Consider the following 13420-nt stretch of genomic DNA (forward strand, 5'->3'; position numbering starts at 1 on the left):
CGGCACGCCACGCCGGGGTCCGCGTGACCTCCACGACCCGACCCGTCCGCCACGCCTCGTCGAGCGCGGCCGACACCGCGGAGCCGTACGCGCGGACCAGACCGCCCGTGCCCAACCTGGTGCCGCCGAACCACCGCACGACCACCGCACCCACCCCGGTCAGCCCACTGCCGCGCAGGACCTCCAGCATGGGGGTGCCGGCGGTTCCGGAGGGTTCGCCGTCGTCGTTCGAGCGCTCGATCCGGCTCGACCCCGGCACGTCCACCAGGAAGGCGCTGCAGTGGTGGCGCGCGGCCGGATGGCCACGGCGGAGGTCGGCGATCAGGTCGCGGGCGTCCTCCTCGTCGTCGCACCTCCGCAGCACGGCGAGGAACCTCGAGCGCTTCTCCTCGTACTCACCGGTGACGTCCGGGCCGGCGGAGAGCCTGAGCACGCGCGTCCCGGGGTCGGTCATGGGACCAGTATCGCCGCCCCGCCCCCCGGCGGGATTCCCTACCCTGGGGGTGTGAGCCTCCCGAGCAGTGACACGTTCTCCGTCTGGGCGCCGACAGCCGATGCCGTCGGCCTGGTCCTGGACTCCGCCGACGCCGATCCGATCGCCATGCACCGCGCCACCGACGGCTGGTGGTCCTCGACCGTCGTGCGGGACCAGGGCAGGGACTACGGGTTCGTGGTGAGGGGCGACGACGGCGAGGTGAGCGATGTGCGTCCCGACCCGCGGTCGGCGCGTCAGCCCGAGGGCGTGCACGGGCTCTCGCGGGTGCACCGGGTGGACGCCGCCCGGTGGACCGATTCGGCGTGGACGGGTCGGCAACTGACCGGGTCACTGCTGTATGAGATGCACGTGGGCACCTTCTCCCCCGGCGGCACGCTGACCAGCGCGATCGATCACCTCGACGACCTGGTGGAGCTGGGCGTGGACATGGTCGAGGTGATGCCCGTCAACGCGTTCAACGGCGAGTACGGCTGGGGCTATGACGGGGTGGCGTGGTTCGCCGTACACGAGCCGTACGGTGGGCCGGACGCGTTCCAGCAGTTCGTGGACGCCTGCCACGCCCGCGGGCTGGGCGTCTGCCTGGACGTGGTCTACAACCACCTCGGACCGTCCGGGAACTACCTCCCGGAGTTCGGCCCCTACCTGTCCGCGGCCGACGGACCGTGGGGATCCGGGCTGAACCTCGACGGCCCGCACTCGGGCGAGGTGCGCAGGTACATCATCGACAACGCCCTGCGCTGGTTCGACGAGTTCCACGTGGACGCCCTGCGGCTGGACGCGGTCCACGCCCTGCACGACGCCTCGGCCGTGCACCTCCTCGAGCAGTTGGCGGTGGAGGTCGAGTCACTGTCCACTCACCTCGGGCGGCCGCTGTCGCTGATCGCGGAGTCGGACCAGAACGACCCACGGTTGGTCACCGCGCGTGAGGGCGGCGGCCTGGGGCTCACCGGGCAGTGGGACGACGACGTGCACCACGCCGTCCACGCCGCCGTCTCCGGCGAACGCCAGGGCTATTACTCGGACTTCGGGTCACTCGAAGCGTTGCGAGAGGTCCTCACCGGGGCGTTCCTGCACGCCGGGACGTGGTCCGCGTTCCGCGGGCGGGTCCATGGCCGTCCGCTGGACGTCGGACGGGTACCGGGCAGCCGGTTCGTGGCGTACACCCTGACCCACGACCAGGTGGGCAACCGTGCCGCGGGCGATCGGCCCTCCGTCAACCTCACCCCGGCCCAGCAGCTGGCCAAGGCCGCGATCATCCTGTGCTCCCCCTTCACGCCGATGCTGTTCCAGGGTGAGGAATGGGGCGCGCGCACCCCGTTCTGCTTCTTCACCTCGCACCCCGAACCCGAGCTCGCCGACGCCGTGCGCCGGGGCCGGACCCGCGAGTTCGCCGAGATGGGATGGGACCCGGCCACGGTGGCGGACCCCCAGGACCCGGAGACGTTCCGGCGGTCGGTACTGGACCGGTCCGAGCAGACGGAGGACCAGCATGCCGAGATCCTGCGGGGGTACCGCGCGCTCATCGCCCTCCGGCGGGCCGAGCCCGAACTCAGCGATCCGTGGCTCGGGTCGGTGCGCGTGCGATGCGGGGTCGAGGCCGACGACGGCCGCTGGCTGATCGTCCACCGGGGCTCGCTCGCTCTGGTGGTGAACCTGGGAACCGAACCGAGCAGGGTCCCGGTGGCCGGGGAGGCGGTGCTGACCTCGGGGGCGGTGGTCGACGACGACTCGGTTTTCTGTCAGGCCTTCGGGTTCGCGGTGGTGCGACCGGCCTGAGCGCCGATCGTTGAGGGCCGACCGTTGAGGAATGCGTTAGTTGTCGGCGAAACCCAGCGAGAACCTACCGGCCTGCCCGATGCTGCCGGTAAGCCAGTCCCATACGAGTTGGGGCGCCCGAAAGAACCCCTCGAGGTCGACCGATCCCTGTCCACCCTCGGGCAGCGGCGAGCCGGGGTTGCTGCCCACGACGATGGCGGCCACCGGCGTCGCGGAACCTCCCACGAAGCGATCCACCCCGGAGATGACCGGCACGATCTCTGCCCGGTAGCGGTAGGTCCGGGTCTCCTCGGTCTGGGTCAGGGTGTCCGTCGGGAAGGTGTAGTCCGCGCTCGTGGTTCCCGGGGGGATCGCGATCGGGGCACCGTGGGGAAGGTCGTTGCGGAAGAGCTGGATGGCAAGCCCCGCAGGCGCCGACTTGCCGGACGGGAGGGCGAACGCGGCCCGAAGCGTGACGGGCATCGTCCCACCGACGAGAGCACCGTTGGTGGAGGTGAGGACTACGTTCGCGCTCACCTCGTTGTACCCGACGCTGACGGTGACCGGCTCTGATGTGCTGGACTCGATGTCGTCGACACGACCGGCGTAGGTGGCGAGGACCTCGTACTCGTCCCGGAACGAGCCGGCCGTCAGGGCGGGGAAGGTATAGCTCGTGGTCGCCTGACCGTTGCTCCCGACCGTCACGTTGGGCACAGTCGCGAGGACCTGTCCGGTGGCCTTGTGCCGGATCGTGAAGTTCATCCCTCCAGGCCGGATGTTGGACATCAGGTCTTCCGTGGAGGACACCTCCGCTGTGAGGTCGGTCGTCCGCGCGGTCAGTGGCAGCAGGGTCTCCGTGGTGACCATCCGCGTGGTGGTCTTGGCGAGATAGCGGGGAAGCGAGCTGTTGACTGTCGTCGTGGACAGCGAACCCGCATTGGCGGAGGAGCCACAGAAGTAGTAGTTGGTCCGCTCTGTCCCCCACCCGCCCTGCTCAGCCCCCTGGATGGTGTTCCTCGTCGGGTCGGTGCTGCTCCCGGACTGGCCCGCCGCCTTGAGGGCGGTCGTGATGGTCGACCCGCTCGCGAGGGACACCGGAGCGCGCATCTTGAGCGCGACCTCGGGGAACCGGAAGTCGGTGTTGGCCCCGACCTGCATACCCGCCTTCCAGCGATCGACCGCATCCCCGGTCCGCGAGTTCGCGCCGTGGTACGCCGTCGCACCCCCCGAGATCCGCGCGAAGGGACCCTCCGTCGTGATCTGACCGTTCGCGGCAACCCTGTCCACCAGGGCCGGACCGTTCCCCGGAATGGAATACCCGCTGCCGCCACCGTTGTAGCTCGCCGCGAGGTTGGTCGAATTCGACGGGAACGCGATGTCGTAGCTGAGGAGCCCGGCCTGCCGGCCGTCCGTGGTCCGCATCGCGGCGGCACCCGGCTGGACATACGCGGTGAAGACCTCACCCGGTGCGACTTCCGCCGGGTAGCGGACGACCACAGTTTCGGGACTGACGATCGTCCCCTGGTTCTTGGCACCCAGGAGGCCCCACGGCTTGACCAGCTCGCAGGTGTGGGTGACCGACGTCGACTGCGTCGTCAACTCCTGCGCAACGGCCAGAGGCGCGACCGGGGAGGCCATGCCGGACACCAGGCCGACAGCGAGCAGTGCAGAGGTCTTCCGCCTCAGTGCCATTCGACCGTCCTTAATCAAAATGTGATACGGCAGTACGTACAGAGAACTCGAGGAGCCCGGTGTATCGGACTCGGAAGAACCTAACATCGAAGCATGATAGAAATCACATCTATAGGCAGACTAACGTCATGATCTGCGGTTCAGCACCTTAGCTTTCCGTAAGAACCATAGAGTTGTGTTTTTGGTCACTGCAGTCAATACTACGTTTGTCAGGGCACTCAGAGTCCACCCCGATGCAGTTCACCTACCTCGCCGCCCCAGGAGTCGGACGTATGCCCACTACCCGAACCCCCGCACGATCCCGCTTCAGGGTCGTCCCCTGGGCTGTCACCGCCACGACGAGCGCGATCTCGATCGTCGTGGCCGCGGCCGCCCCCGCGTCGGCGAATCTTCCGGGAGTCGATCCCGGGACGAACGTGGTGATCGTGGACAGCACGCTGATACAGGTCGCGGTCGATGCGCCGAATCTCGCGGCTGGCACGGTCGGAGTGAGTCTGCAGAACAACACCACCTCACCGATCACCTGCAACGGCATCCGTGGAACAGACACCGGGACCACGAGCCGCGCGGGAACGGTCACGACCGACGAGATCGTCGCGCGCACCGTCGACTACTACGCCACGTACCCGCACACTTTCGATCCCGGCATGACGATCCCCGTCGGCAGCAACGGCACCAATATCATCACCATCGGCGCCGACCTGGGGAGCATCACGGGGCTCATACCGGGTAGCGCCGCAGGGAGCCTGCGTCCGGAGTTCGGCGCCGCGGGGCGACTCAGCGAGATGTACACCACCGCACGCCTCGACGGCCTGGTAGGCGCCATAGAGTCGATCACGCTTCCCGCCTCCAGTGGCATCACGCGGACAGTCGCGTTGAACGACCCGGCTGCCGGGCCCCGGCCGGCGGATTTCAGGCCCGGTGCCCTCTTCGCATGTCAGATCTCAGGCCAGGACTACCTGTTCTCGGGATACTTCGGCGACGCGACACCCACGATCCCGCTGGGAAGCATCACCTCGTCCGAGACCGGCCGATTCGGCAGCTGAGTCAAGCGACAACACTCCACCAGGAACTCGGGAGACCACCATGGCCGCACTACCTGTCCGCACGCTCGCACTCATCTCCGCGCTCGTCGTCGGTCTCGGCTCCCCCGCCGCGGCGCACGCGCAGGTCCCAGGGGCGATCGACACCGGCACCGTCGTGATCACCGACAGCAACCGCCTCGTGGTGTCGGTGGATGCAGCCCAGGCCACCGCGACGAACGTCACCGGCCGGATCCAGAACACGACCGGCACCGGATTCCGGTGTGCAACTCCGGGAGTCCAGGGACTGGAATACCCCGGGCAGGTCACCGAGGCTGAGATCGTAGCCAGATCCATGCGCTACTACGCCAACAACATCTTTCAGCCGATCGGAGGAGTCGGGCTGGACATCACCGGGATCGAACTAGACCCCATTCCGATAGGCAGCCTTCTCGACATCCTTCCCACCGGCAGTGTCAACAAGGCACTCGGCGCGACCCGATCCGACCTCATGGACATCCGCTCGGCTCAGGAAGCGGCGCGCGTAGCCGGCCACACCGGCGATCCGCGGGTCGGGGGAAATGTCGCGTTCACCGTCGGAGCCAACGCCTCGGTGACGTGGAGTGCTCAGCTGGGCGCTCCGGCGAGCGGACAACGGACCGACTTCCAGGCCGCGGCCCTCTTCTTCTGCACGGAGACCACCGGGGCCCGGCGTGCACACGTATTCGCAGGCTACGAGGGCGGCGTCGCCCCAGTCCTCTAGCTCCCCACAACTCGACGAAAAGACTCCCACATGATCGTCCCGATCCGAGCGGCGCTGCTGGCGACCGCCACCCTCACAGCCCTGGCCTCGGTCCCCGCCCTCGCCGGGGCCCAGAACTCGATCCCCGGCGACGTCAACGCCGGCAAGGTCGTGGTGACGTCACTGCCTGGTGTGACAGTCACGGTGACCCAGCCAGACCTCTCGTCCGTCACCGTGGCGATCACCAACGGTTCCGGGCGGAATCTCACCTGCGCGGGACCCGAGGGCAACAGCAGCGTCGGCGCCAGCGTGACCGCGGCGCCGGTCGCCCAGGCGGCGGTGCAGTACTACGCGAACTTCGCCCACAAGTCAGATCCCGTCTCGGTGTTCGGTAGCTCCGGCAACGTTCAGAACCAGGACGGCACCATCACCGCGCAGGTCCCCTTCGGTCCGCTGCTCGGCCTCTTGCCCTCCGGGAGCATCGCCCCCATCCTGGGTGACGCCTACGCGGCGCGAGACTGGATATCGCGCAACAACACCGCGGCCAAGATGGCGGGCCACGCCGGGACGACCGGAGCATTCTCCGTCAACAACGGGGCGACCCAGTCGCGCACTGTCGCCCTCTCACCACCGAGCCACGGAGTGCGGACCGACTTCGCCGCCGGGGCGTTCCTCGTGTGCACCGATCCTGGCGGCCAGGCCTACGCCTTCGCCGGCTACGAAGGCGGAGCCCCGCCCTCTCCGAGCAACAACGGCACCCTGCCGATCGGGTCCATGGGCACCCGCTGAGGTCGGGGCCCACCCCGGTCGTCACCGGTGCCGAGAATGCATCTCTCAGCTTTTTCACGGATCACGATTGTGTTTCGCGGCTAATGAACGAGCTTTCACCGAGCCCAGCCCTCTCAGCGATTGCGGCGCGGCCGCCAGCGCGACACCTCACATGGATGAGCGCTAATCACTGCAGTTCAGAGCGTTCTCTTCGGGGCAGTTCCGCCACAAGTGGACACATTTCGGAAAATGTGTTTGCGATCACATCCGCCATATGTAATGCTAAGCAAGCGTCCACAAAGTACGGCGCTCCCAGGCCCGTACCGCAGTAGCGGTCGGGATCCCACCATCTCCTTAAGGGGAATTTCATGTCTTCAGCTTCGCTTCGTTCAACCCTGCGGACCGCCGTCGCTGTCGGCGCGTTCGGCGCACTCGCCGTCTTCGGCACCGTCGCTACCGCAGGCGCCCAGGTCGAGGTCGAGGCCCCCTCGTTCGGCAGTCTCGGTTCCGTGACCGGGCTCATCGAGAACTGGGAGAACCTCGACGGCTTCTTCGACGGCTCGGTCGGGGCGACCGGTTCCCTCACCGGGTCGGTCGGATCCGTCGAAGGGTCACTCGGCACCGCAGGCTCCCAGACCGAGGCTCTCGACGATCTGGAGGCAGGTTCCTCCACCGGTTCCGCCGGCTCGCTCGGTCAGATCGCGGGCAACATCGATCCGGACGGGGTCACCGAGGCCAACTCGGGTTCCGCCGGAATGTCGTCCGACCTGACGAACATGCTCACCGGGGTCTCCGCCGGTTCGGTCGGCGGCCTCGTCCAGTCCGGCTCGGCGGCGCTCGGCGCGTTCAACTGACCCTGACTCGGATCAGGAGAGCGCACCCACACACGACAGAACCCCTGCCGGTCGAGAATTCGTCCGGCAGGGGTTCTGTCGCATTCGACGGCATCGACTCAGGTCAGGTACTCGTACGCCGCGGTGCCGGGCTCAAGCTGCTCGCAGTCGATGCGCGACGCCTCCATCCGCTCGAGCAGGGAGTGCAGCCCGGTGGCGGATCCCAATTCGATGCCCACGAGCGCGGCGCCGTACTCCCGGTTGTTGCGCTTGAGGTACTCGAACTGGGTGATGTCGTCCTCCGGGCCCAGCACCTCATCGAGGAACCGTCGAAGCTGGCCGGGCTCCTGGGGGAATTTCACCAGGAAGTAGTGCTTGAGCCCCTGGTGGACCAACGAGCGTTCGATGATCTCGCTGTAGCGCGACACGTCGTTGTTGCCGCCGGAGACGATGCAGACGACGGTCGCACCCTCGTCGATCTCGAGCTGGTCCAGGGCCGTCACGGCCAGCGCGCCGGCGGGCTCGGAGATGACCCCCTCGTTCTGGTAGAGCTCGAGCATCGCGGTGCACACCGCGCCCTCGTCCACGGTGAGGACCTGGATCCGCTCGGTCATCGACGCGATCACCCCGAACGGGAAGTCGCCGATCCGGGCCACCGCCGCGCCGTCGACGAAGGTGTCCACGGCGTCGAGGGTGACCGGCTCCCCCGCCTCCAGCGCCCTGGTCAGAGAGGGAGCTCCAGCGGGTTCCACCGCGATGATCTTGCAGTCGGGCGCGTACTCCGCCAGGTAGGTGGCGAGCCCGCCCACCAGCCCGCCGCCGCCGACAGGCACCACCACGGCGTCGGGGAGCTCGTCGAGCTGCGCCAGGATCTCCGCCGCGATGGTTCCCTGGCCGGCCATGGTGTCCGGGTGGTCGAACGGCGGGACCATCGTGGCGCCGGTGCGCTCGGCGTCGGCGCGGGCGGCGGTCTGGGCCGCGTCGAAGTTGACCCCGGTGACCACCAGCTCCACCCAGTTGCGTCCGTGGGCGAGGATGCGGTCGCGCTTCTGCTTGGGGGTGTTGGTGGGGACGTAGATGCGGCCATTGATCCCGAGGCTCCGGCAGGCGAAGGCCACGCCCTGCGCATGATTGCCCGCGCTCGCCGTCACCACGCCCGCGCTGCGCTCGTCGCCGGTCAACTGCGACATCAGGTTGTAGGCGCCACGGATCTTGTACGACCGGACCGCCTGCTGATCCTCGCGCTTGAGCAGGATCGTCGCGCCGGTCTGCTCGCTCAGCCGCTCGCTCGGGTGCAGATCGCTGGCGAGGATCACGTCGCCGATACGGCGGGCGGCGATGTCGATGTCGTCGGGGGTCACTACCTGGGTCGCGGCGGAATCGGTGACGGTCACGACGACCAGTGTCCCACCGCGCCGGTTGTCACCGCCAACTGGTCATCCGGTGAGGCAACCCGGCCCGAGCAGCGCCTTGAGATCCCCCATGAGAGAGGAGGACGTCTCGACCCGCAGATGATCGTCCAGCCGCAACACCGTGGAGGAACTCCCGTTGACCAGCCGCAGGTGGACGTCCGAGGGTCCGGGGTGCCGGCCGAGGACCTGTTTGAGGGCGGTGACGGTCTCGATGGTGCACATCCGGGTGGGCAGCGTCAGCGCCAGCGGGGCGCCGTTGCCACCCACGACCAGGTCCGGCACCTCGAGGGTGTCGCCGAACACCGAGACCCGGTCCTCGCGGATGTTGATGCGCGCCTTGACCAGGACGACCGCGTCCTCGGCGATGTCGAGCGCGGCGAGCCGGTACGTCTTGGGGAAGAAGAGCACTTCGACGCTGCCGTTGAAGTCCTCGATGGTCACGATCGCCCACGGTTCGCCGTTCTTGTTGACCCTCCGGTCCACGCCGGAGATGATTCCGCCGATGGTCACCGCGGTGCCGTGCGGGAGTTCGCCCTCGTGGATGGTGGCGATCGACGTGTCGGTCTTTGCGGCGAGCGCGGACTCCAGTCCGTCGAGCGGGTGGCCCGAGACGTAGAGGCCGAGCATCTCCCGCTCGAGCGCCAGCTTCTGCTTGATGTCCCATTCCTCGTCGGGGACCCGGACCGCGAAGACGTCGCTGAAGGCGGAGGCGCCCCCCGTCTCGTCCGCGTCCGCCCCGCCGAAGAGGTCGAACTGGCCCACCGCTTCCGCTTTCTTGGTGGACATCACCGACTCGACCGCGTCGGCGTGGACCAGGAACAGGCCCTTTCGGGGATGCTCGAGGGAGTCGAACGCGCCGGCCTTGATCAGCGACTCGGTGACCTTCTTGGTGCACGCGGTCTGGTCGATCTTGGCCAGGTAGTCGGAGAAGTCGGTGAACGCCCCCTTCTCCTTACGCGCGGTCACGACGGAGTCCACGACGTGGGAACCGACGTTGCGGACCGCACCCATGCCGAAGCGGATGTCTGTACCCACCGAGGCGAAGTTGGTGAGCGACTCGTTGACGGACGGCGGCAGGACCCGGATCCCCATCTGCCGGCAGTTGGACAGGTACAGCGCGGCCTTGTCCTTGTCGTCACCCACGGAGGTGAGCAGAGCGGCCATGTACTCCGCCGGATAATTGGCCTTGAGGTAGCCGGTCCAGAAGGACACCAGCCCGTAGCCGGCGGCGTGGGACTTGTTGAACGCGTACGAGGCGAAGGGCTCGATGGTCCCCCACAGGGCGTCCACGGCCTCCTTGGAGAAGCCGCGCTCGAACATGCCGCTGGAGAACTTCTCGTACTCGGCGGCCAGGACCTCGGCCTTCTTCTTGCCCATCGCCTTGCGGAAGCCGTCGGCCTCACCGGCGGTGTATCCCGCGAGCTCGCGGGAGATGGCCATGATCTGCTCCTGGTACACGATCAGACCGTGGGTCTCGCCCAGGATCACCTTGAGCGGCTCCTCCAGCTCAGGGTGGATGGGGGTGAGCTCCTGCTTGCCGTTCTTGCGATCGGCGTAGTTCCAGTGCGTCCCCATCCCCATCGGTCCGGGTCGGTACAGGGCCAGCGCGGCGACGATGTCGTTGAAGCCGGTGGGCTTCATCCGCTTGAGCAGCTCACGCATGCCACCGGAGTCCAGCTGGAACACTCCCAGGGTGTCACCGCTGGCCAGCAGGTCGTAGGTCGCCTGGTCGTCGGTACTGAGCGTGTCGAGGTCGATCTCCTCGCCGCGGTTTGACTTGATGTTCTCCAGGCAGTCGCCGATCACCGTGAGGTTGCGCAGGCCCAGGAAGTCCATCTTGAGCAGGCCGATGTCCTCACACGAGGGGTAGTCCCACCCGGTGATCAGGGCGCCGTCCTGCGCACGCTTCCACATGGGGATCACGTCGAGCAGCGGCTCGGAGGACATGATCACCGCACACGCGTGGACGCCCGCCTGCCGGACCATGCCCTCCAGCCCGCGGGCCGTGTCGTAGATCCGCTTGACGTCCGGGTCGGTCTCGATGAGCTGACGGACCTCCGAGGCCTCGCCGTACCGCTCGTGCTTGGGGTCGGTGATGCCCGAGAGGGGGATGTCCTTGGCCATGATCGCCGGTGGCAGGGCCTTGGTGATCCGGTCGGCGATCGCGTACCCGGGTTGGCCGAAGTTCACGCGCGCGGCGTCCTTGATGGCGGCCTTGGTCTTGATGGTGCCGAACGTGATGACCTGGGCGATCTTGTCGGCGCCCCACTTGTCGCTGGCGTAGCGGATCATCTCGCCGCGGCGACGGTCGTCGAAGTCGATATCGATATCTGGCGCGGACGGGCGCTCCGGGTTGAGGAACCGCTCGAACAGCAGGCCGTGCTCGATCGGGTCGATGTTGGTGATCTTGAGCGCGTACGCCACGAGCGCACCCGCCGCGGACCCTCGGCCCGGACCGACCTTGATGCCGATGGAGCGGGCGTACTCGATGAGGTCGCCGACCACGAGGAAGTACCCGGGGTACCCCTTGCCCTTGATCACCTCGAGCTCGAACTCCGCGCGGTCCAGGTACTCCTGCGGAACCCCCGCGGGGAAGCGCCACTGAAGGCCCTTGTGGACCTCACGGGCGAGCCAGGTGTCCTCCGTCTCGCCCTCGGGCACGGGGAACTTGGGCATCCGGTCCTTGGGCGCCCAGATCTCGTCGTACGGCTGGACGCGTTCGGCGATCCACAGCGTGTTGTCGCACCCTCCGGGGACCTCGGTGTCCCACTGGGCGCGCATCTCGGCCGCGGACTTGAGGAAGTACCCGTCGCCGTCGAATTTGAAACGGTTCTCGTCGGCGAGGGTCTTGCCCGTCTGCACGCACAGCATCGCCTCGTGCGCGTGGGACTGCTCGCGGGTGACGTAGTGGCAGTCGTTGGTGACCAGCGGCGGCATGCCGAGGTCCCTGCCGAGCTTGAGCAGATCCTCACGGACCCGCCGCTCGATGTCGATGCCGTGGTCCATGAGCTCCAGGAAGAAGTTGTCCTTCCCGAAGATCGACTGCCACTTCTCGGCCGCCTCGTAGGCCTCCTTGTGGTGGCCCAGGCGCAGGCGGGTCTGGATCTCGCCGGAGGGGCACCCGGAGGTCGCGATGATCCCCTCGGAGTGCTCGGCCAGGATCTCGGCGTCCATCCGGGCCCACTTGCCCAGCTGCCCCTCATACGAGGCGAGTGAGGACAGCAGGAACAGGTTGCGCAGGCCGGTCGCGTTCTCGGCGACCATGGTCATGTGGGTGTAGGCGCCCGAACCGGCGACGTCGTCACCCTTCTGGTGCTTCTCGCCCCACAGCACACGCTTCTTGTTGAATCTCGACTCGGGTGCGACGTACGCCTCGATGCCGATGATCGGCTTGATCCCGGTCTTGACGGCCTGCTTGTAGAAGTCCGAGGACCCGTACATGTTGCCGTGGTCGGTCATGCCCACCGCGGGCATCCCGAGCCTGGACGCCTCGGCGAACATCGGGTTGATCTGCGCCATCCCGTCGAGCATCGAGAACTCGGTGTGATTGTGCAGATGCACGAACTGGGATCCGCCCACGCAGCATTCCTCCTACGGCTTGTCCGGCCCAGTGTAGGTCGGTTATCCGACACGACCCGAAACGCCAGCACGCGTCGGGCGACGTGACCGTCCCGCCAGCGTGAACGCGATCACGGCCACCCAGATCAGCGCGAAGCCCGTCCACTGGACCGCGTCCAGTCGCTCCCCGACCACGAGCAGACCCCAGGCCATCTGCAGGACCGGGATGATGTACTGCAGCATGCCCACGGTGGCCAGGGGGATCCGCTGGGCGGCCGTCGCGAACAGCAGCAACGGCACCACCGTCACCAGGCCGGCGGTGGCAAGCAGCGCCGTGTGACCCACCCCGTGTCCGGTGAACGTCCCCGCGCCGGTCGCACCCAGCCACAGCAACACGGACAGTGCGAGCGGGGCGATGATCAGCACCTCCCCGGTCATCCCGATCACCGGGTCCGCGCGGAGCTTCTTCTTGAAGACCCCGTAGAGGCCGAAACTCGTCGCAAGGAGCACCGAGAGGTACGGGAAGTGTCCGTACCCGACGGTGAGGACCCCCACCGCGACGACGGCGAGGGCCACCGCGAACACCTGGGGACGGTTCAGTCGCTCGCGGAAGACCAGAACTCCCAGGAGGACGCTCACCAGAGGGTTGATCGTGTACCCCAGCGCCGCCTCGGTGACCCGCTCGGAGTTGACCGTGTGCACGTACACACCCCAGTTCACGGTGATGAACGCGGCGGCTCCGGCGATCCGCGCCCACGAGAGGCGGTCGAGCGCCCACAGGTCCCGCCACCGTCGCATGGCGGTGAGCACCAGCGCCATGATCACCAGCGACCACACGATGCGGTGGCACACGATCTCGACCGCGCCGGCGGGCTCGAGCAGCGGGAAGAACGCGGGGAAGAAGCCCCATATCGTGTACGCCAGAACCCCGGCGAGCATCCCCACCGCCACCGACCGGTCGGCGGAGTCCTGCTCGCGGAGCGCACCATCTCGCTCGGTCATCCGCACCACCCCGGCCCCTGCGCGCTCACGCCGACGGAACGGGCGCGTCGTCGGGAAGGGGCAACGCGGCGTCGACCTGCTGGGGCTGGAGCGGGCGGACGGCGAAGCGCTCCCACACCGCGTCGGCGGGCAGGGCCTCG

The 13420-nt window shown here is 67.8% G+C and carries 10 protein-coding genes; 5 read left to right on the top strand and 5 right to left on the bottom strand.

Annotation, left to right across the window (positions count from 1 at the left end; translation table 11 throughout):
* Positions 1-454, bottom strand: a 454-nt coding sequence (locus tag G6027_RS19020; RefSeq protein ID WP_241727161.1) for a YigZ family protein, incomplete at its 3' end; no start/stop codon positions are given.
* 51 nt (positions 455-505) lie between these two features.
* Here G6027_RS19020 and treZ point away from each other — a divergent pair.
* Positions 506-2272 (top strand): malto-oligosyltrehalose trehalohydrolase, encoded by a 1767-nt coding sequence (gene treZ, locus G6027_RS14690; protein ID WP_182637817.1) that lies wholly within the window; start codon positions 506-508, stop codon positions 2270-2272.
* A gap of 36 nt (positions 2273-2308) precedes the next feature.
* On the opposite strand, the gene G6027_RS14695 is transcribed toward treZ, so the two are convergent.
* The gene (locus G6027_RS14695) at positions 2309-3943 is read right to left on the bottom strand and encodes a hypothetical protein (RefSeq protein ID WP_182637818.1); all 1635 of its coding nucleotides are present in this window, start codon (positions 3941-3943) and stop codon (positions 2309-2311) included.
* 272 nt (positions 3944-4215) lie between these two features.
* On the opposite strand from G6027_RS14695, the gene G6027_RS14700 reads away from it, so the two are divergent.
* From G6027_RS14700 to G6027_RS14715, 4 genes are all read left to right on the top strand, one after another.
* Positions 4216-4989, top strand: coding sequence for a hypothetical protein (locus G6027_RS14700; RefSeq protein WP_182637819.1), 774 nt, complete (start codon positions 4216-4218; stop codon positions 4987-4989).
* 40 nt (positions 4990-5029) lie between these two features.
* Entirely contained in the window at positions 5030-5728 is a 699-nt protein-coding gene (locus tag G6027_RS14705; RefSeq protein WP_182637820.1) for a hypothetical protein, read from the top strand.
* Positions 5729-5758: 30 nt separating this feature from the next.
* Entirely contained in the window at positions 5759-6496 is a 738-nt protein-coding gene (locus G6027_RS14710) for a hypothetical protein (RefSeq protein WP_182637821.1), read from the top strand.
* Between the two features lie 347 nt (positions 6497-6843).
* Positions 6844-7329, top strand: a complete 486-nt coding sequence (locus tag G6027_RS14715; RefSeq protein ID WP_182637822.1) for a hypothetical protein — start codon at positions 6844-6846, stop codon at positions 7327-7329.
* Between the two features lie 98 nt (positions 7330-7427).
* Here the strand turns inward: G6027_RS14715 and ilvA are convergent, their stop codons facing one another.
* Genes ilvA through rarD form a run of 3 tightly spaced genes read right to left on the bottom strand, consistent with a single transcriptional unit; the run spans position 7428 to position 13280 of the window.
* The gene (ilvA, locus tag G6027_RS14720; protein ID WP_182637823.1) at positions 7428-8702 is read right to left on the bottom strand and encodes a threonine ammonia-lyase IlvA; all 1275 of its coding nucleotides are present in this window, start codon (positions 8700-8702) and stop codon (positions 7428-7430) included.
* A 42-nt stretch (positions 8703-8744) separates the two neighbouring features.
* Complete coding sequence (gene dnaE, locus G6027_RS14725; protein WP_182637824.1) at positions 8745-12299, bottom strand: DNA polymerase III subunit alpha; 3555 nt, start codon at positions 12297-12299, stop codon at positions 8745-8747.
* 42 nt (positions 12300-12341) lie between these two features.
* Positions 12342-13280 (bottom strand): EamA family transporter RarD, encoded by a 939-nt coding sequence (gene rarD, locus G6027_RS14730; protein WP_182637825.1) that lies wholly within the window; start codon positions 13278-13280, stop codon positions 12342-12344.
* Between the last annotated feature and the right edge of the window lie 140 nt (positions 13281-13420).

The organism is Dietzia sp. SLG310A2-38A2 (assembly GCF_014145095.1).
Classification (GTDB): Bacteria; Actinomycetota; Actinomycetes; order Mycobacteriales; family Mycobacteriaceae; genus Dietzia.

What these genes read in the sequence shown, in the direction of transcription:
- G6027_RS14695 (WP_182637818.1), bottom strand. Translation starts at nt 3,943, where the DNA reads ATGGCACTGAGGCGGAAGACCTCTGCACTGCTCGCTGTCGGCCTGGTG.
- G6027_RS14700 (WP_182637819.1), top strand. Translation starts at nt 4,216, where the DNA reads ATGCCCACTACCCGAACCCCCGCACGATCCCGCTTCAGGGTCGTCCCC.
- G6027_RS14705 (WP_182637820.1), top strand. Translation starts at nt 5,030, where the DNA reads ATGGCCGCACTACCTGTCCGCACGCTCGCACTCATCTCCGCGCTCGTC.
- G6027_RS14710 (WP_182637821.1), top strand. Translation starts at nt 5,759, where the DNA reads ATGATCGTCCCGATCCGAGCGGCGCTGCTGGCGACCGCCACCCTCACA.
- G6027_RS14715 (WP_182637822.1), top strand. Translation starts at nt 6,844, where the DNA reads ATGTCTTCAGCTTCGCTTCGTTCAACCCTGCGGACCGCCGTCGCTGTC.
- rarD (WP_182637825.1), bottom strand. Translation starts at nt 13,280, where the DNA reads ATGACCGAGCGAGATGGTGCGCTCCGCGAGCAGGACTCCGCCGACCGG.